Here is an 18,551-nt window from a genome sequence, read left to right on the forward strand (position 1 = left end):
CTAGTCCTCCTCTTCCCAGGTGGGTGTCATGTTGCGGGCAATCTGGATCAGGTCATTGGACACGCCGGAGGGAACCATCGGCCACACCATTGAGTCGCGGCTGACCACAAAGTCGATGACCACCGGGCGGTCGTTGATCGCCAGGGCCTGGCGGATGGTGTCGTCAATGTCCTCTTCGCGCTCGCACCGCAGACCGGCGCAGCCGTAGGCGTCAGCGAGCTTCACGAAGTCCGGAACCCGGACAGTGTCATGGCCGGTATTCAGGTCCGTGTTGGAGTAGCGGGATTCGTAGAAGAGGGTCTGCCACTGCCGCACCATGCCCAGCGAGGAGTTGTTGATGATGGCAACCTTGATCGGGATCTTGTTGATCAGGCAGGTGGCCAGTTCCTGGTTGGTCATCTGGAAGCAGCCGTCGCCGTCAATGGCCCAGACCACGCGGTCCGGGTTGCCAACCTTGGCACCCATGGCTGCAGGCACCGAATAACCCATGGTGCCCAGGCCGCCGGAGTTCAGCCAGGCGCGGGGACGCTCGTACTTGATGAACTGCGCGGCCCACATCTGGTGCTGGCCCACGCCGGCCACGTACACACCGTCCGGTCCGGTCAGTGCACCGATGCGCTCAATGACCTTCTGCGGGGCAATCTGGCCGTCCTCGGGTTCGCTGTAACCCATCGGGTAGGTTTCGCGGAGCCGGTCAATGACCTCCCACCAGGGCGAAATGTCGGGACGCTCGACGGCGAACTGGGTACGGACGGCGTCGCAGAGTTCAGGAATGATCTCCTTGACCGACCCGACAATCGGCACGTCCGCAGGCCGGTTCTTGGAAATCTCGGCGGGGTCGATGTCCGCGTGGATGACCTTCGCTCCGGGCGCGAAGGAGGACAGGACGCCGGTGACCCGGTCATCAAAGCGCGCGCCCAGCGTGATGAGCAGGTCCGACTGCTGCAGGGCCGTGACCGCCGAAACGGAACCGTGCATACCCGGCATGCCCGCGTGCTGGCGGTGCGAGTCGGGGAAGACGCCGCGGGCCTGCAGCGTGGTGACGACGGGCGCACCCACCAGTTCCGCCAGTTCCAGCAGCTCTGCGGAGGCATTTGCCTTCAGTACGCCGCCGCCTACGTAGAACACGGGGCGGTGGGAGGCCGCGATCAGGCGTGCGGCTTCGCGCACCTGCTTGGAGTGGCCGCGGACAACGGTGCGGTAGCCGGGCAGATCAATCCGGGGCGGCCAGGAGAACGTGGTCCTGGCCTGCTGGGCGTCCTTGGAGATGTCCACCAGCACCGGACCGGGGCGGCCTGTGGTGGCAATGTGGAAGGCTTCTGCCAGGACGCGGGGAATATCATCCGCGTTGGTGACCAGGTAGGAATGCTTGGTGATGGGCATCGTGATGCCCACGATGTCCGCTTCCTGGAAGGCGTCGCTGCCGATGAAGGCGCTGGAGACCTGGCCGGTGATGGCCACCATGGGAACCGAGTCCATATGGGCGTCTGCCAGGGCGGTGACCAGGTTGGTGGCGCCGGGCCCGGAGGTGGCGATGCAGACACCGGCCTTGCCGGTGACCATGGCATACCCCTCCGCAGCGTGTCCGGCTCCCTGTTCGTGGCGAACCAGGATGTGCCGGAGCTTGGTGGAATCCATGAGCGGGTCATACGTCGGAAGAATGGCTCCGCCGGGCAGGCCGAAGATGTCCTCAACTCCCAGCTCTTCCAGTGCCCGGACAATGGCCTTGGAGCCGGTCATCTCAGTGGGCGGAACAACGTTGTTGGGGCCCTGCACCCGGGTGTCCACGGCTTCGGACGAAACGGAAACGGAAGAGGCAACATCACGTGTCTTGGCCGCGGCTGCCTTGGCGGCAACGCTGGCCTTGCTGGCCATCAGCGACGGGCTGATTGGCGATCCCTTACTCATAAAATCTTCCTTACGGATACTTATTCATGTGATCTGCTGCGACGGCCGGCCGGGCGATAGGCCCGGGACGGCTTTTCTGCTTTTGTCTGAGCCAATAAAAAAACCCCTCGTGCCGGTTGGCTCCGTAGGGGTTCGCGCGTGACGTTCTTGCAAGCTCGGCGGTTAGGCCACGCGCTTGGTAAGGACGACGGGTACGATCTGCATGCCCTTTAGTCTTCCCGTCCCCTGCGGGGGTGTCAAACTAATGAGACCGGCGTCTCATTATGTGGACAAGGTGTCCACCGCTGGCGGGGCCTCCCCGGCGGCGCCCGCCGGAAGCGGACGTCGCCGGGGCCCGTCCGACTGCTGCAGGCGTGTTCAGCCCTGCCCCCCCCCGGCTCTCACGCGGAGAACCGGGGCCGCAGGTTTTCAGCCGCAGTAGGCGCCGGTGGAGGCGGAGTTGACCAGCTTGGTGTACTTCCCGAGGACGCCGGTGGTGAACTTTCCGGGCAGCGGCTTCCAGCCGACCTTCCGGGATTCCAGCTCGGCTTCGTCAACCAGCAGGTCAAAGGTGCGCGCGGCGATGTCCACGCGGATCCGGTCGCCGTCCTTCACGAAGGCGATGGGACCGCCGTCGACAGCTTCCGGAGCCACGTGGCCGATGCACAGACCCGTGGTGCCGCCGGAGAACCGGCCGTCGGTGAGCAGCAGAACATCCTTGCCCAGTCCCGCTCCCTTGATGGCACCGGTGATCGCGAGCATTTCGCGCATGCCCGGTCCGCCCTTGGGGCCCTCATAGCGGATGACGACGACGTCGCCGGCGTGGATTTCTCCGTTGTCGAGGGCATCCAGTGCTCCCTGTTCACGTTCAAACACACGGGCGGTGCCTTCGAAGACGTCGGCGTCAAAGCCGGCGCTCTTCACCACGGCGCCTTCCGGCGCCAGGGAACCGTGCAGGACGGTGATGCCGCCGGTCTTGTGGATGGGGTTGTCCATGGCGCGCAGAACCTTGCCGTCCGGATCCGGCGGGTTGATGGACGCCAGGTTCTCCGCAACGGTCTTGCCCGTAACCGTGAGGCAGTCGCCGTGGATCAGGCCGGCGTCGAGCAGTGCCTTCATGATCACCGGCACGCCGCCGATCTTGTCGACGTCATGCATCACATACCGGCCGAAGGGCTTCAGGTCGCCCAGGTGCGGAATCCGGTCACCGATGCGGTTGAAGTCCTCGAGCGTCAGGTCCACGTGAGCCTCGCGGGCGATGGCCAGCAGGTGCAGGACCGCGTTGGTGGAACCGCCGAAGGCCATGGTGACGGCAATCGCGTTTTCGAAGGCCTTCTTGGTCATGATGTCGCGGGCGGTGATGCCCTTGCGCAGCAGGTTGACCACGGCTTCGCCGGACTTGCGGGCGAACTCGTCGCGCCGGCGGTCTGCCGAGGGCGGCGCCGCGGAGCCGGGAAGGGACATGCCCAGGGCTTCACCGATGCATGCCATGGTGTTGGCCGTATACATGCCGCCGCAGGCACCCTCGCCCGGGCAGATGGCACGTTCGATGGTGTCCAGGTCCTTGAGGCTCATCTTGCCGGCGGCACAGGCGCCTACAGCTTCAAAAGCGTCAATGAGCGTCACTTCGCGCTCGGTGCCGTCTTCCATCTTGGCGAAGCCGGGCATGATGGAACCCGCATAGAGGAACACACTGGAGAGGTCCAGGCGCGCCGCGGCCATCAGCATGCCGGGCAGGGACTTGTCGCAGCCGGCCAGCAGGATGGACCCGTCCAGGCGCTCGGCCATCATCACGGTTTCCACGGAGTCGGCAATGACTTCACGCGACACCAGGGAAAAGTGCATGCCCTCATGTCCCATGGAAATGCCGTCGGACACCGAGATGGTGCCGAACTGCATGGGGAAACCGCCGCCCGCGTGGACGCCTTCCTTGGCGCCCTGGGCCAGGCGGTTCAGGGACAGGTTGCAGGGAGTAATTTCGTTCCAGGAACTGGCGACGCCGATTTGCGGCTTGGCGAAATCGTCGTCCCCCATCCCGACCGCCCGGAACATGCCGCGGGCCGGGGCTGCATGGATCCCGTCGGTGACTACTCGGCTTCGGGGTTTGATGTCAGGGGTATTCTCCGCACTCATGCTCTGATCTTAGAACCTTTCAGTGACCGTTCCGGGGCATGTGACGGATGCATGCCCTGCTTGTTACGGCGCATGAAGCGTGCGTGACAAGCGGATGACCAACCGGCGTATTGCCGCGGCGGGCTTCCATTGTCCGAGGCGGATGTTCATAGACTGGACTAATGACTTCGGCACCAGAATTCCGCGACCAGCCTTCAAGCGATGACATCAAGGCTGTGCTCCGGCATGTGTTTGAATCTCAGATCCCCACCTACGGGGACTACAACCTGGTCTGCGCAGTGCCCGGCGGAGACGGTGCCGAAACCTACTATGTGGTGGGCTACCGGTGGCGCCCCGCCGAGCTGGTGTTCGCGCCGTTCAATACCGGAACACTGGCTGGCCTGGAGGCCCCCACAGCCGTCAACTCGACCAACCTCTCCTACACGGAGGAAGTGCACCCGGGGGACTACGAAGTGGGAACCAACACCGGACGTCTTTTCCGGTTCCGGGTGGACTCCGCGGCTCCGCTTCCGGGGATCGACGATGGCACAGAACACCGCATCATCGAACAGGCCGCGGATCTGGAGGATTTCAGCGCCTTCCTCGACCACTTCCTGACGCTGGCCTGACACCGGCTGACGCTGGCCTGATGCCGGCCCGACGCCGCGTCCCGCCCAGCCACGGCAGGCTTACGCCCACGGCCCGCGCAGCACAAGGTTCACCGGTTCTTCGCCGCGCGCCAGCCGGCCCGCCTGCTCCCCGAGCAGCTTCCGGATGCGCCGCACAAAGGCCTCCGTATTTCCTCCGACGTGCGGGGTGATGATCGCATTGGGCGCCTTCCACAGCGGGTGCTCCGCCGGCAGCGGCTCCGGATCGACGACGTCGAGCGCTGCGGACAGCCGGCCGGAGAGAACCTCCGCCGTGAGCGCGTCCGTGTCCACCACGGCTCCGCGCGCCACATTCACCACCAGCGCCCCGTCAGGCAGCGCCGCCAGGACATCACGGTCAATGAGGTGCCGGGTGTCCTCGCTCAGCGGGGTGATGACCACCAGGACATCCGCAGCTGCCGCCAGCTCCGCCAGTTCATCCACCCCGTGCACCTTTCCGTGCTGATCGGTGCGTGCCCGGCTTCCCACGCGGGTCAGTTCAACTTCGAAGGGTTCAAGGCGGCGCCCGATGGCGGATCCGATGCCGCCCACACCCACCATCAGGACCCTGCAGTCGGCCAGACCGCGGTAACGCCTGCTCTTCCACGTGCCGGTCTGCGCATTGCGTACGGCATCATCCACGCCGCGCAGGCTGGCCAGCATCAGGGTCAGTGCGAGCTCCGCGGTCCCGGCTGCATGGACGCCCGCCGCGCTGGCGACGGCAACACCGGGTCCGGCGAGTTCCGGCAGTCCGTCATATCCGGTGGTCTGCGCCTGAATCAGCCTGAGGTTGGGCACGCGGCCCAGCGCCTCACCCCAATTGTTCCCGGCCGCATACGGCAGCACGACGGCGTCGATCTCGCCGTAGGTTAGTCCGCGGGGCTCCCCCACCAGGTCCCAGACCCCGGCACGGAAGCCGTCCGGCAAAGGTTGCAGCGCTTCAAGAAGATCTTCACTGGGCACGGTAAGGGCGCGGACGGGGCGGAATGGCTCATTCATGCCTGACAGCCTAGCCCCGGGGACGGCTCTGCGCGGCGCACTCCGGCCGGCGGACTCTGGACACCGCTGCTGCACCGCCGTAACGTCGAAGACCGGTTCAGTGTGTTGTCCCCGCAGTCCATGGCTGATGCGGAACACCAGTGGAAGGGCGGGTCGAATGAAACGTTTATCTCTGTTTTCAACGTCCGCTGCTGCCGTTGCCGGACTAAGCGCCGGTGCCGCTTTTGCCCTGTTGAGACGGCTGGTGAACAACACTGCAGTGGTGCGGGCCGGCACACTGCCGGTCACTCCGGTTCCCCGGGACACCGTTTCAGCCACTGCCGTGCAGGAGCCGCAGGAGCCACAGGAGCCGGGTTCCGGCACCCCCGGGCTTCCCTCCCGAACCTGGATTGTTGATAACAGCGATGATTGGGACGGCAGCCCGCAGGAGCTAGTGGTCCCGGCCGGCACACACCGGAAGGCAGACACACCCCATCCCTGAGTTTCCGGCCGATTTCCTTTTTTCCCGGAAGTACTGGTAATGTTTCATGTCGTTGCGGAGAGCAAATCGAGCAAAAAATATGGTTTGCGATCTGTGAAAATGCACCTCTAGCTCAATTGGCAGAGCATCTGACTCTTAATCAGAGGGTTCCGGGTTCAAGTCCCGGGGGGTGCACCAAAGAGAACCCCGGCTGTTTGGCACGATGACCAAACAGCCGGGGTTTTTTCTTTCTCTCCAGGACCTTCCGGCAGCCGGCACGTCCCACGCCGTCCCGGACATGCTCAGCTCCCCGGGTGTACCGAAACCGGAGCCGGCCTATGAACTGCGTCTCACTTTGCCGATTGCACGCCTGCGCGTTAGCAGTCAGGGAAAAAGGCTGGTAACGTTGTTTGTCGTTGCGGATGACAAATCGCCGGTTTTGACCGGCGGCAGGGCATCCCGGCAAGATGCACCTCTAGCTCAATTGGCAGAGCATCTGACTCTTAATCAGAGGGTTCCGGGTTCAAGTCCCGGGGGGTGCACCACATCAAGGAGAGCGGTTCCGGTCGGTGAAATACCGGCAGGGCCGCTCTCCTTTTTTGCATTGATCCAGGTTTTGATTGACACAGATCCTTGGGCGGCACGAAGCCGTGCCCCTGCATGTCCTGACGCGGGCAACCCGGGACGGCCGGCCGTTAAGCACGAAAGGCGCGCTCCCCGCCGGGATGCGCGCCTCCCTGTAATTCCTACCCGGAGATCAGGCCCGGGTCATTTTTCCGCTTCAACACCGGGGTTGCGCGATTCATCGCCCACAGGCCCGGCGGGGGCAGCAATGGCTTCGATTTCCTCCGGGGCCACCACCGGAATAGGCAGGCCCGGAACATCGACGGCGAGTTGCCAGCGGGGATTCCCCAGCTCCCGGATGAGGTTGCGCAGCTGACCGCGCAGTTCCGAAGACATAAGTTCCTGGCCTTCGGTCAGAGTGCGCTCAATGTCGTGGGCTTCCTGCAGCGCTTCGAGCCCCTGCGGGGTAATGGACACCATGTGGCTGCGCCGGTCCAGATCATTGCGGACGCGGGTGACGTGCCCGTGAGCTTCGAGGCGGGAAAGAGTCTTGCCCATCGTCTGTGCCTGTACACGCACAATTTGAGCCAGTCTCGCCTGCGTCATGGGTCCCTGGGATTCGAGGACTCCAAGCGCGATCACTCCTGCATGGGTGACACCTATCCGGACCAGCCTCTCATTCCAGGCATGTTCGACCAGACGTGCGGCCGTAGACAAGAGGCGACCAGTGGGCCAGTGCTCCATATCGGGCATAAAACAGAACTCTTCCTTTCAGGGTGAGGATTCATCAGCCGATCGGATAACCTGCAAATCCACCACCTACTATGATAAGCATCAGGGCCTCCCGCTGTCTTGCCCAGACACTGGTGAGCCGCGCATTGATACCAAGGAGAGACTCATGACCCGCCTGTCCCCGGGGGAAACAGCACCCGATTTCACCCTCCCCGCCACCGATTCGACCTCCGTCTCGCTCTCCGGATTCCGCGGACGCAGCACCATTGTGTACTTTTACCCCGCTGCGGCCACCCCTGGCTGCACCAAGGAAGCCTGCGACTTCCGGGACAACCTGAACCGTCTGCAGGATGCCGGGTACGCCGTCGTCGGCATTTCCCCCGACCCCGTACCCAAGCTGGAGAAGTTTGCCGAGGCGGAGAACCTCAACTTTCCCCTGCTCAGCGATCCCGACCATGCGGTGGCCGAAGCATACGGAGCCTGGGGTGAGAAAAAGAACTACGGCAAGACTTACGAGGGCCTGATCCGGTCAACCGTGGTGGTGGACCCGGAAGGCAAGGTTTCCCTCGCCCAGTACAACGTGAAAGCGACCGGACACGTTGCCAAACTATCCCGTGATCTGGGGCTTGCCTAACCTCGGGTACACTGGAGGCTGGTTTTAGGGCTTTGCGCAACAACTGCGCACAACATCCTGGAAGCAATACGCGCGAGTGGCGGAATTGGTAGACGCGCTGGATTTAGGTTCCAGTGTCTTCGGACGTGTGGGTTCAAGTCCCTCCTCGCGCACCAAAGATAATCGTCGAGACATCGTTCACGGATGAGTCGCGGCAAAAGAAAACACCCCGGTCCTCGGACCGGGGTGTTTTCTTTTGCCTTCCCGCACTTCCTCCTCCCCCGTCCCCTTCCAGCCTGTGACGCACTTCAAAACTTTTCCGGCCTCCCACCCATCCGGCTTCGGAGCCGGCCCGAAGACCTTCTGAGACCTCGCACCAAGAGGTGTTCATACCAACCAGAGGTTCCGCCGCAACGGGGTCCTCGCCAGAAGGAGAAAAACAATGGCTTTCAAGACCCGCCGGAACATGTCCATCCTCGGAATCGCCGCTGTCTCCATGCTGGGCATGGCTGCCTGCAGCACCGACTCCACCGACAGCTCGTCCACAAGCTCCGAATCAGGCATGGCATCAGAGTCCATGTCCCCGTCGGCCTCAGAATCCATGAGCTCCGATCCCATGGCCAGCGAGTCCATGAGCGCTGACCCGGCAGCCAACCTGGTGGGCGGCAGCTGCGCCGACTACGCGGCAGCCGTTCCCGAAGGCGCCGGCTCCATCCAGGGAATGTCCCTTGACCCGGTGGCCACCGCAGCCTCCAACAACCCCATGCTGACCACCCTGACCGCTGCAGTCTCCGGCCAGCTGAATCCCGACGTCAACCTGGTGGATACGCTCAACGGCTCTGAGTTCACCGTCTTCGCTCCCACCGACGACGCCTTTGCGAAACTGGACCCGGCCACCGTCGAGACCCTGAAGACCGATCCTGAACTGCTCTCCAGCATCCTGACCTACCATGTGGTTCCCGGCCAGATGACGCCGGATGAGCTCTCCGGCATGTACGCCACCGTCAATGGTGAAGAAGTTGAGGTCACCGGCTCCGGCGACAGCCTGATGGTCAACGATGCCGCAGTGGTTTGCGGCGGCGTGCAGACCGAAAACGCCACCGTCTACCTGCTGGACACCGTCCTGATGCCCGGCATGTAACCCAAGCGGCCGGTTTAGCGCCGGCAAGGCTGTGTCGACCTTCGCAGCCGAGCAGAAGGCGGGTGCCCCTGGGGGGGGTGCCCGCCTTTTGTGTGCCCGGCGCACCTCCTGTGCAGCCGATTGCCTGCCGTGTGACCGAATTGTGACCGCGCCGCCGGGCGTTCAAATACCGATGGATTCCCGGGCAGCCATTAGGCTCTGTCCATACGTTTGTGTTCCACGACACACAAACAGCATGCACCGCACACGGCACCCGCCACACACGGGTATCTCTCGCCCCAGAGGAGTAAGACCATGTCACTTGCCGGCCGATCTACGAGCGGTTCGCGCCCTAAACGGCGCGCCGCGGCCATCACCACAGGGATCGCCCTCAGCGCCCTGATTCTCTCGGGCTGTGCCCAGAGCGAGCGCGACGAAGGAACGGGCGACGCCGGGGCGTCGTCGGACGTCGACGGAACCTTTGTCTTCGCGGCGTCATCCGATCCGAAGTCCCTTGACCCTGCCTTCGCCTATGACGGCGAGTCCTTCCGCGTGAGCCGCCAGATCTTTGAGGGCCTGGTTGGCGTCAAGGCCGGCACAGCGGACCCCGAGCCGCTGCTGGCCAAGTCCTGGGAGACTTCCGAGGACGCTCTGACGTACACCTTTGATCTCCAGGAGGGCGTCACGTTCCACGACGGCACGGAGTTCAACGCCGAAGCCGTCTGCGCGAACTTTGACCGGTGGTACAACTTCACGGGCATCCAGCAGGCAGACAGCGTCTCCTACTACTACGGCAAGTTGTTCAAGGGCTTCTCGGATTCCCCCGAAACCGCCACCTACGAGTCCTGCGAGGCAACCGGGGACTCCGAGGCGGTGGTGACCCTCGCCAAGCCGTTTGCCGGTTTTATTGCGGCCCTGTCCCTGCCGGCTTTCGCCATGCAGAGTCCGGCAGCCATGGAGCAGTACTCCGCCAATGATGTCTCAGGCACCGCGGAGGCACCGAGCCTGAGCTCATATGCCAAGGAACACCCCACCGGCACCGGCCCGTTCAAGTTCGAAGGCTGGGAAGTGGGCAACCAGGTCACCCTCTCCGCCTACGACGATTACTGGGGCGAGCAGGGGCAGGTCACGGACATCATCTTCCGCGTCATTGACGATCCCAACTCCCGCCGCCAGTCCCTTGAGGCAGGCACCATTGACGGTTATGACCTGGTGGCTCCGGCAGACACCCAGACGCTTTCGGATGCCGGCTACAACGTCATCGCCCGCGAACCGTTCACCATCCTCTACCTCGGCATGAACCAGAAGGTTGAGGAACTGTCTAACCCGCTGGTGCGCCAGGCCATCGCCCACGCCATTGACAAGCAGGCGCTGGTGGACCAGACGCTGCCGGAGGGCACCAAGGTTGCCAGCCAGTTCATCCCCGACGTCGTCAACGGCTACAACGAAGACGTCACCGAGTATGAATACGACCCGGAGAAGGCGAAGTCGCTGCTGGCAGAGGCCGGCTACCCGGACGGCTTCACCCTGGACTTCAACTACCCGACCAACGTTTCCCGTCCGTACATGCCCACCCCCGAGCAGGTGTACACCAACATCACCGCCCAGCTTGAAGAAGTGGGCATCACGGTCACCCCGCAGCCGAACAAGTGGTCCCCCGATTACCAGGACCGGATCCAGGCTACCGAGGACCACGGCATCCACCTTTTGGGCTGGACCGGGGACTACAACGACACCGACAACTTCGTAGGCGTCTTCTTCGGACAGGCCAAGCCGGAATTCGGCTTTGACAACCCGGAGATCTTTGCAGCACTCGAAGAAGCCCGCCAGGTGAGCAGCCTGGAGGAGCAGACTCCGCTGTACGAGCAGATCAACGAGGACATCGCCCAGTATGTGCCTGCCATCCCGCTGGCACACCCGGCTCCCTCACTCGCCTTCAACGAGCGCGTGGTTTCCTACCCTGCCAGCCCGGTGAATGACGAAGTGTTCAACAAGATCGAACTCAACAAGTAAGCAGCACAGGGCCGGGGTCTCTTCGGAGATCCCGGCCCTTTCACTGTTTCTTCTCCTTCATCCAGCGCCTTTACCCCGCTGAGAAAGGACACCTGTGCTGCAAGTCATCGGCAAACGCCTTCTTCTGCTGATTCCCACACTCATTGGTTTGTCCATCCTCCTGTTCGTCTGGGTCCGCAGCCTTCCGGGCGGCCCCGCAACCGCTCTGCTCGGCGACAAAGCAACACCAGAGGCCATTGCGCGGATCAATGCCGCCTACGGCTTTGACCGGCCCATCCTGGAGCAGTACTTCGTCTATGTGGGCAAGCTCCTGCAGGGCGACTTCGGCGTTTCCACGGTCACCGGCCGGCCCGTCCTGGAGGAATTCGCCACCCGCTTCCCCGCCACGCTGGAACTGTCCGTGGTGGCCCTCATCTTTGCCATCGGCATCGGAATCCCGCTCGGCTACCTCGCGGCCACCCACTACGGACGCTTCTGGGATCATTCCTCAGTGGTGCTCTCCCTCGTGGGCATCACCATCCCGGTGTTCTTCCTGGCCTTCATCCTTAAGTGGCTCTTTGCCATCCAGCTTCCCTGGTTTCCCCCGGACGGCAGGCAGAACCCGCGCATTGACGCCACCCACATCACCGACTTCTATGTGCTGGACGGACTGCTGACCCGGGAATGGGATGCGTCCTGGGACGCGCTGATGCACCTGGTCCTGCCCGGAATTGCCCTGGGCACCATCCCGCTGGCCATCATTGTGCGCATCACCCGCGCCTCCGTCCTGGAGGTCAAGGGCGCTGATTACGTGCGCACCGCCCGCGCCAAGGGCCTGATGGAGAAAACCATCCGGGGCAGGTTCGTGCTCCGCAACGCCATGCTTCCGGTGACCACCACCATTGGGCTGCAGACCGGCCTGCTGATTTCCGGTGCCGTGCTGACTGAAACGGTATTTGCCTTCAGCGGCATCGGCAGATTCCTGCGGGACGCCATCTTCAACCTGGACTATCCGGTGCTGCAGGGATTCATCATTTTCATCGCCATCGCCTACTCACTGATCAACCTGATTGTTGACGTGTCCTATGGCTTCATCGACCCGAGGGTGAGGGTGCAATGAGTACAGTTCTCCCGCCGGCTCCCGGCGGTTCCATCCGTCCCGGGGAGCCGTCAGCACCGGCCCAGGCCGACACCCGCGGAACGGGCATGTGGCGCTCAGCCTTCAAGCGGCTGCGCCGCAATCCTGCCGCGATTGCCGGTGCGGTAATCATTGGCCTGTTCATCCTGGTCGCCATCCTGGCACCCGTGCTGGCACCGTTCAGCGGCGACGATCTTCCGGGCCGGACGGACATCACGCCCACCAGCATTCCCGGGCCCGGCGACATTGAGGCCTACCCGCTGGGACTGGACCGGTTCGGCGGCGACGTCCTGTCCAAGCTCATCTGGGGCGCCCGCGCCTCACTGATCATCGGCGTCATTTCCACCGCCCTGGGACTGGCCGGCGGAATGCTCCTGGGTATCATCGCCGGCGGAATCGGCGGCTGGGTGGACAACCTCATCATGCGGTTCGTCGACATCCTGCTCTCCATCCCGAACCTGCTGCTGGCGGTGAGCATTGCAGCCATCCTGGGGCAGAACACCTACGCCATCATGATCGCCATTGGTGTTTCCCAGATTCCGATCTTCGCCCGGCTGCTGCGCTCGTCCATGATCTCCCAGCGGAGCGCCGATTACATCCTCTCGGCACAGTCCCTGGGCCTGAGCCGCCGCACCATCACCATGAGCCATCTGCTGCCCAACAGCATGGGTCCCGTGATTGTGCAGGGAACCCTGACGCTGGCCACGGCCGTCATTGACGCCGCAGCACTTTCCTTCCTCGGCCTCGGCGGCGGCAAGCCGCAGACGGCGGAGTGGGGACGGATGCTGACCTACGCGCAGAGTGAGCTGGCCGTGGCGCCTCAGCTGGCGTTCCTGCCCGGCATCTGCATTGCCGTCACGGCCCTGGGCTTCACCCTGCTGGGCGAATCCCTGCGGGAGGCCCTGGATCCCAAAACCCGGAAGAAGTAACCGGTTCCGGACCACGAAGAAAGCGCCGCTCCTGTTCGCAGGAGCGGCGCTTTCTTCGTCGAACGGATTTAGGAAGCCAGTTCGCCTTCCTCGATGTTCAGCTCATTACCCGGGATCGAGGCCAGCAGTTTGCGGGTGTAGGGGTGGCGGGGGTTGGAGAAGACTTCCTCCGAGGATGCCGCCTCCACCAGCTCGCCGTCCTTCATGACGCAGACGTAGTCCGAGATCAGCCGCACCACGGCCAGGTCATGGGAGATGAAGAGGTAGCTCAGCCCCAGTTCTGCCTGCAGGTCCCCCAGCAGTTTCAGAATCTGGGCCTGGACCAGGACATCCAGTGCAGAGACCGGTTCGTCGCAGACAATCAGCTCAGGCTTCAGCGCCAGGGCACGTGCAATCGCCACGCGCTGCCGCTGTCCGCCGGAGAGCTCCGCCGGGTAGCGGCCCAGCATGGACTGCGGCAGCGCCACCTGGTCCATCAGCTCGCGCACCCTGGCATCGCGCTCGCTCTTGGAGCCCCGCTTGTAGGTTTTCAGCGGCTCGTCCAGGATCCGCTGAATCGTGTACATGGGGTCCAGGGAGGAATACGGATCCTGGAAAATCGGCTGGACCCGCTGCCTGAAGTCCCGCAGCTTGGCCTTTTCCAGGGAGCCCACATCCACCCCGTCAAAGGTCATGGTTCCGCTGGTGGGTTCCACCAGCTTTAACAGCATCCGCGCCGTGGTGGTTTTGCCGGAACCGGATTCCCCAACGATGGCCACCGTCCGCCCGCGGGGAATGTCCAGCGTGACGTTGCGGGCGGCATAGAAGTCATCGGAACGGCCGCGAATCTTATACACCTTGGTCAAATCCCGGATCTCCACAATATTGTCCGGGGCAGTGCTCTCGTCCGACGCAGTGCCGTTGTCCGGCGCAACCGTTTCCGGCAAGCCCTCCGCGTCCACACCGGCACTGTGTTTCGGTGACGAAGCCGCAGCAGCCGCGGCACCGCCGTCGTCGGCTCCCGTGCCGGCTGCCTCCGAGTGTTCGGCGTACACCTGCTCAGCCAGCCGCAGCCGCTGCGCCGCCGGCGCCCTGAAGGCCCCCGGGCTCAGACGGACCGCCGCAACACTGGGTGCCGCTGCCACCAGCGACTGGGTGTAGGGGTGCCGGGGATCCTCCAGCAGCTGGCGGGCTGGACCGGTTTCCACCACAAGGCCCCGGTGCATCACCACAAGCTGGGAGGCGCGTTCAGCCGCCAGCCCAAGATCGTGCGTAATCAGCAGCACCGAGGTTCCCAGCTCCTCGGTCATTTTTCCGATCTGGTCCAGGATGGTCCGCTGCACCGTGACATCCAGGGCCGAGGTGGGCTCGTCGGCAATCAGCAGCCGCGGCCGGCAGGCCAGGCCAATGGCGATCAGCGCGCGCTGGCGCATGCCGCCGGAAAACTCATGCGGATACTGCTTGGCCCGCTCCGCGGCGTCCGGCAGACCGGCCGCCGTCAACACCTCGATGACCTTGCGGTCCACATCCTTGGACGTTGCCATGCCGTGAACCAGCAGGGTTTCCGCAACCTGGGTGCCAATCTTCGTGACCGGATTCAGGTTGGACATGGGGTCCTGGGGCACCAGTCCGATGGACCGCCCCCGGATGGCACGCATCTTCGCCTCGGGCAGGCCCACCAGTTCAGTGCCGTCGAAACGGATGCTGCCCCCGGCCACTTTGCCGTTTCCGGGCAGCAGGCCGATCACCGCCATGGCGGTGGTGGATTTGCCTGAACCCGACTCCCCCACAATTGCCAGCGTCCCTCCGCGGGGCAAAGTAAAGGAGGCGTTCTTGACGGCTTGCACTTCTCCGTCGGTGGTGCGGAAATTAACCGCGAGATCCGTCACCTCAAGCAGAGGTGAACCAAGGCTGGTTTCAGTCATTTCCCTATCCTGCCTTACTTGCAGCACCACTGTGAGCCGTGTCTCACCGGCTGTTGCCGGATTTTTATCATTTAGACTGGCAATTCGCATAAATACACCCGACAGAACCAAACGCGCCGTTGACGGAGCGTCTCCGGAGGAGAACAACAGCTGTGACAAATTCCGGCATGGGCCGCCGCTCCTTCCTTCGGGCCGGTGCAATGATTGCCGCTGTAACTCTGGCCGGGTGCACCGCCGCTCCGCCCTCGGGCAATGCCACCACGCCGCCGCCGGCAACGGGAAGCGCCGCGCCCTCAGCTCCCGCCGCCACCTTCACCTTTGCCACCGCAGCCCGCCCGGCCACCCTGGACCCGGCCCTGGCCACCGACACGGAAAGCCACCGGGTCACCCGCCAGATCCTGGAGGGGCTGGTTGGCGTCGATCCCCTCACTTCTGCTCCCACCCCGCTGCTGGCCGAGAGCTGGACCGAGTCCGAGGACGGACGCACATACACGTTTACGCTGCGGCGGGGCGTCACCTTCCACGACGGCGAGCCGTTCAATGCCGAGGCCGTCTGCGCCAACTTTGACCGCTGGTACAACCTGCCCGTCTCCGCACGCGGCTCCGGCAACCTTGCCTACAAGGCTGTTTTCAATGCCTTTTCGGATGCCCCCAACCTGGCCGTCTACAAATCCTGCACTGCCGTCGACGAGTACTCCGTTCAGGTAAACCTGGCCACCCGGTTAAGCGGTTTCATTCCCGCCCTGGCATCGCCGGAATTTGCGATCTCCTCCCCCAAGGCTCTTCAGCAGTTCAAAGCTGACACGCTGACGGTGGAAAAGGACGGCCGAAAGGTCTCCGATTACGGGCTGCACCCGACGGGAACGGGTCCCTTCATGCTCGAGTCCTGGAGCGGCGACGAGGTGCGGCTGGCCGCCAACCCGGACTACTGGGGTGTCCGCGGACAAATCGGCACGGTGGTCTTCTCCACCATCAGCAGTCCGGAAAGCCGCCTGCGGGCGCTCAAGTCCGGACAGGTGGACGGCTATGACCTGGTTACCGTCGCAGATGTGGACAATCTCGCCCGGAACGGCCTGCAGATCCTGCAGCGGGACCCCTATTCGGTGCTGTATCTCGGCATCAACCAGGCGTTCCCCGGCATGGATGACCTTAAGATGCGCCAGGCCATCGCCCACTCCATCGACAAGGGCGCACTCCTGGACGGGCTCTTCCTTAACGGAACCAAGCAGGCCAACCAGTTTGTGCCGGAAAAACTCGGTGTTTCCTCAGGGTCCGTCACCAACTACGGCTACGACCCGGCCAAAGCCGCCGAGCTGTTCAAGGAAGCCGGTTACGACGGCGCCGAGCTCCCCTTCTACTACCCGCGTCATGTGACGCGGGCCTATCTGCCCACCCCGGAGCGGGTGTATGCGGAGCTGAGCCGCCAGCTGACTGCCGCGGGACTGAATATCAAACCGGTTCCGGTTGAGTGGTCCGATGATTATCTCGCCAGCGTGCAGACCAGCGGCGACCGTGCCCTGCATCTGCTCGGCATCAGCGGCACCTATGATGATCCGGACAACTTTTTGGGCACTCTTTTCGGCAGCTACACCGAAGAGTTTGCCTACGATGACGCGCAGCTGCTGAGCAAGATCGACCGGGCACGGACGCTGCAGGACGGTCCCGAACAGGCGGAGGCGTACACCGCGATTACGGACCGTATTTCCACCCGGGTGCCTGCCATTCCGCTGGCCTTCCCCATTTCAGCGCTGGCGCTGTCCCCCCGAATCGGTTCCTACCCCACGTCGCCGCTGCTCAACGAGGTCTTCAACCGGATCGAACTTCGAAGCGAGTAACGGGTGCGCCCCGGCGCGTTGCAACCTGCAGGTGATTTTAGTAAGGACGCTTGGAGCGATACGCTTCTAGGGCTAGCGCCCACGCGACTGGAGATACGAAGTTGACTGCTAATAGCCCGGCGGATACGTCCGCAACAAAAACCGATGTACTGCTGATCGGCGGCGGCATCATGAGCGCGACCCTCGGGGCGTTCCTGAAGCAGCTCCAGCCGGACTGGGACATTTCCCTGTTTGAGCGCCTTGACCGCGCCGGACTGGAAAGCTCGGATCCCTGGAACAATGCCGGAACCGGCCACGCCGCACTGTGCGAACTGAACTACAGCCCCGCAGCTGCGGACGGCTCAGTGGACCCGGCCAAGGCGGTGGGCATCAACGAGCAGTTCCAGGTGTCCCGCCAGTTCTGGTCCCACATGGTCTCATCCGGCCATATCTCCAACAGCTTCATCAATCCGCTGCCGCACATGAGCTTTGTCTGGGGCGACGCGCACTCCGAGTACCTGCGCCGCCGGCACGAGTCCCTGAGCTCCCAGCCGCTCTTCAAGTCGATGGAGTTCTCCGAAGACCACTCCAAGCTGGCCGAATGGGCTCCGCTGATCATGGAGGGACGCGATCCTTCGCAGCGTGTTGCCGGTTCCCGGGTTGTGGGCGGCACCGACGTTGACTTCGGTGCGCTGACCCGCGAGCTGACCGGTTACCTGGCCGGCAGCGGCGTGGAGATGAACTACGGCCACGAGGTCGGCAACGTCACGCGTTCCTCCTCCGGCGGCTGGGACGTTAAGGTCAAGAACCGCGCCACCGGACAGTCCCGCACCGTGTCCGCACGTTTCGTCTTCATTGGCGGCGGCGGCGGCGCCCTGCACCTGCTCCAGGCCTCCGGCATTCCCGAAGGCAAGGGCTTCGGCGGCTTCCCGGTCTCCGGCCAGTTCCTGCGCTCCACTGACGAGTCCATCATTTCCCGCCACAACGCCAAGGTGTACGGCCAGGCCTCAGTGGGCGCCCCGCCCATGTCCGTGCCGCACCTGGACACCCGCTTCGTCAACGGCAAGCGTTCGCTGCTGTTCGGCCCGTACGGCGGGTTCTCCCCCAAGTTCCTGAAGACCGGTTCCTATCTGGATCTGCCGGCATCCGTGCGTCCGGGGAACCTGGTGCCCATGCTGGCCGTGGCCAAGGACAACATGTCCCTGGTCAAGTACCTGGTCACCGAGGTGATGAAGAGCCGCGAGGGCAAGACGAAGGCGCTGCAGGAATTCATGCCGCAGGCCGTCACCGAGGGCTGGGAACTGATCACCGCCGGCCAGCGCGTGCAGGTCATCAAGAAGGACCCGAAGAAGGGCGGCGTGCTGCAGTTCGGCACCGAACTCATCACTTCATCGGACGGCTCCATCGGCGCCCTGCTGGGTGCTTCTCCGGGGGCTTCCACCGCACCGCCCATCATGATCAACCTGCTCAAGCGTGCCTTCCCCCGCGAGTTTGGGGCCTGGGAGCCGAAGATCAAGGAAATGATTCCGGGATACGGCGTCAAGCTCAATGAGAATGAGTCGATGCTGGAAGAAATCACTTCCGACACCAACCGCGCGCTGGGCCTGAACTAGCCCGCAGGTACGCTCCGAAAAAAGATT

At 63.6% G+C, this 18,551-nt stretch carries 14 protein-coding genes and 3 tRNA genes; 12 read left to right on the forward strand and 5 right to left on the reverse strand.

The window, feature by feature from the left end:
- Both QMA10_RS13645 and ilvD read right to left on the reverse strand, forming a co-directional pair.
- Window positions 1-1,908: an acetolactate synthase large subunit gene (locus tag QMA10_RS13645; RefSeq protein WP_290169173.1), complete on the reverse strand. Its 1,908-nt coding sequence runs from the start codon at window positions 1,906-1,908 to the stop codon at window positions 1-3.
- 408 nt (window positions 1,909-2,316) lie between these two features.
- On the reverse strand, window positions 2,317-4,020 hold the full coding sequence (ilvD, locus tag QMA10_RS13650; RefSeq protein ID WP_290169174.1) for a dihydroxy-acid dehydratase: 1,704 nt from the start codon (window positions 4,018-4,020) through the stop codon (window positions 2,317-2,319).
- A 161-nt stretch (window positions 4,021-4,181) separates the two neighbouring features.
- Here ilvD and QMA10_RS13655 point away from each other — a divergent pair, with 161 nt between their 5' ends.
- Window positions 4,182-4,628 (forward strand): hypothetical protein, encoded by a 447-nt coding sequence (locus QMA10_RS13655; RefSeq protein ID WP_290169176.1) that lies wholly within the window; start codon window positions 4,182-4,184, stop codon window positions 4,626-4,628.
- Between the two features lie 60 nt (window positions 4,629-4,688).
- On the opposite strand, the gene QMA10_RS13660 is transcribed toward QMA10_RS13655, so the two are convergent.
- Window positions 4,689-5,645, reverse strand: a complete 957-nt coding sequence (locus QMA10_RS13660) for a 2-hydroxyacid dehydrogenase (RefSeq protein WP_290169178.1) — start codon at window positions 5,643-5,645, stop codon at window positions 4,689-4,691.
- Between the two features lie 157 nt (window positions 5,646-5,802).
- Here QMA10_RS13660 and QMA10_RS13665 point away from each other — a divergent pair, with 157 nt between their 5' ends.
- From QMA10_RS13665 to QMA10_RS13675, 3 genes are all read left to right on the forward strand, one after another.
- A complete protein-coding gene (locus QMA10_RS13665; RefSeq protein ID WP_290169179.1) occupies window positions 5,803-6,126 on the forward strand; it encodes a hypothetical protein in 324 nt (107 codons plus the stop codon).
- Between the two features lie 101 nt (window positions 6,127-6,227).
- Window positions 6,228-6,303, forward strand: a tRNA-Lys gene (locus QMA10_RS13670).
- A 271-nt stretch (window positions 6,304-6,574) separates the two neighbouring features.
- Window positions 6,575-6,650 (forward strand) — tRNA-Lys (locus tag QMA10_RS13675).
- Window positions 6,651-6,873: 223 nt separating this feature from the next.
- Here the strand turns inward: QMA10_RS13675 and QMA10_RS13680 are convergent.
- Window positions 6,874-7,386: a MarR family winged helix-turn-helix transcriptional regulator gene (locus QMA10_RS13680; RefSeq protein WP_356835083.1), complete on the reverse strand. Its 513-nt coding sequence runs from the start codon at window positions 7,384-7,386 to the stop codon at window positions 6,874-6,876.
- A 181-nt stretch (window positions 7,387-7,567) separates the two neighbouring features.
- Between QMA10_RS13680 and bcp the strand changes: the two genes are divergently transcribed.
- From bcp to QMA10_RS13710, 6 genes are all read left to right on the forward strand, one after another.
- Complete coding sequence (gene bcp / locus QMA10_RS13685; protein ID WP_290169183.1) at window positions 7,568-8,035, forward strand: thioredoxin-dependent thiol peroxidase; 468 nt, start codon at window positions 7,568-7,570, stop codon at window positions 8,033-8,035.
- A 70-nt stretch (window positions 8,036-8,105) separates the two neighbouring features.
- Window positions 8,106-8,190, forward strand: a tRNA-Leu gene (locus QMA10_RS13690).
- A gap of 266 nt (window positions 8,191-8,456) precedes the next feature.
- Window positions 8,457-9,155: a fasciclin domain-containing protein gene (locus QMA10_RS13695; RefSeq protein ID WP_290169185.1), complete on the forward strand. Its 699-nt coding sequence runs from the start codon at window positions 8,457-8,459 to the stop codon at window positions 9,153-9,155.
- 294 nt (window positions 9,156-9,449) lie between these two features.
- Window positions 9,450-11,147 carry an ABC transporter substrate-binding protein gene (locus QMA10_RS13700; protein ID WP_290169186.1) on the forward strand — a complete coding sequence of 566 codons (1,698 nt, stop codon included), beginning with the start codon at window positions 9,450-9,452 and terminating at the stop codon, window positions 11,145-11,147.
- A gap of 94 nt (window positions 11,148-11,241) precedes the next feature.
- Entirely contained in the window at window positions 11,242-12,246 is a 1,005-nt protein-coding gene (locus QMA10_RS13705) for an ABC transporter permease (RefSeq protein ID WP_290169187.1), read from the forward strand.
- Window positions 12,243-13,193, forward strand: coding sequence for an ABC transporter permease (locus QMA10_RS13710; protein ID WP_290169189.1), 951 nt, complete (start codon window positions 12,243-12,245; stop codon window positions 13,191-13,193). The genes QMA10_RS13705 and QMA10_RS13710 overlap by 4 nt, the downstream gene beginning before the upstream one ends.
- A gap of 68 nt (window positions 13,194-13,261) precedes the next feature.
- Here the strand turns inward: QMA10_RS13710 and QMA10_RS13715 are convergent, their stop codons facing one another.
- On the reverse strand, window positions 13,262-15,097 hold the full coding sequence (locus QMA10_RS13715; RefSeq protein WP_290169190.1) for an ABC transporter ATP-binding protein: 1,836 nt from the start codon (window positions 15,095-15,097) through the stop codon (window positions 13,262-13,264).
- A 152-nt stretch (window positions 15,098-15,249) separates the two neighbouring features.
- Between QMA10_RS13715 and QMA10_RS13720 the strand changes: the two genes are divergently transcribed.
- Together QMA10_RS13720 and QMA10_RS13725 are read left to right on the forward strand one after the other, a co-directional pair.
- Window positions 15,250-16,932 carry an ABC transporter substrate-binding protein gene (locus tag QMA10_RS13720; protein ID WP_356835090.1) on the forward strand — a complete coding sequence of 561 codons (1,683 nt, stop codon included), beginning with the start codon at window positions 15,250-15,252 and terminating at the stop codon, window positions 16,930-16,932.
- A 101-nt stretch (window positions 16,933-17,033) separates the two neighbouring features.
- Window positions 17,034-18,524, forward strand: coding sequence for a malate:quinone oxidoreductase (locus tag QMA10_RS13725; protein ID WP_290169191.1), 1,491 nt, complete (start codon window positions 17,034-17,036; stop codon window positions 18,522-18,524).
- Window positions 18,525-18,551: the final 27 nt, after the last annotated feature.

Origin of the sequence: Arthrobacter sp. APC 3897, from assembly GCF_030407495.1 — a bacterium.
In the GTDB taxonomy this organism is placed as follows: Bacteria; Actinomycetota; Actinomycetes; order Actinomycetales; family Micrococcaceae; genus Arthrobacter_B.

Bases quoted from the DNA above. Each gene is read 5' to 3' on its own strand.
- QMA10_RS13710 (WP_290169189.1), top strand. From the start codon at position 12,243: ATGAGTACAGTTCTCCCGCCGGCTCCCGGCGGTTCCATCCGTCCCGGG.
- QMA10_RS13700 (WP_290169186.1), top strand. From the start codon at position 9,450: ATGTCACTTGCCGGCCGATCTACGAGCGGTTCGCGCCCTAAACGGCGC.
- QMA10_RS13715 (WP_290169190.1), bottom strand. From the start codon at position 15,097: ATGACTGAAACCAGCCTTGGTTCACCTCTGCTTGAGGTGACGGATCTC.
- QMA10_RS13665 (WP_290169179.1), top strand. From the start codon at position 5,803: ATGAAACGTTTATCTCTGTTTTCAACGTCCGCTGCTGCCGTTGCCGGA.
- ilvD (WP_290169174.1), bottom strand. From the start codon at position 4,020: ATGAGTGCGGAGAATACCCCTGACATCAAACCCCGAAGCCGAGTAGTC.
- QMA10_RS13655 (WP_290169176.1), top strand. From the start codon at position 4,182: ATGACTTCGGCACCAGAATTCCGCGACCAGCCTTCAAGCGATGACATC.
- QMA10_RS13660 (WP_290169178.1), bottom strand. From the start codon at position 5,645: ATGAATGAGCCATTCCGCCCCGTCCGCGCCCTTACCGTGCCCAGTGAA.
- bcp (WP_290169183.1), top strand. From the start codon at position 7,568: ATGACCCGCCTGTCCCCGGGGGAAACAGCACCCGATTTCACCCTCCCC.
- QMA10_RS13695 (WP_290169185.1), top strand. From the start codon at position 8,457: ATGGCTTTCAAGACCCGCCGGAACATGTCCATCCTCGGAATCGCCGCT.
- QMA10_RS13645 (WP_290169173.1), bottom strand. From the start codon at position 1,908: ATGAGTAAGGGATCGCCAATCAGCCCGTCGCTGATGGCCAGCAAGGCC.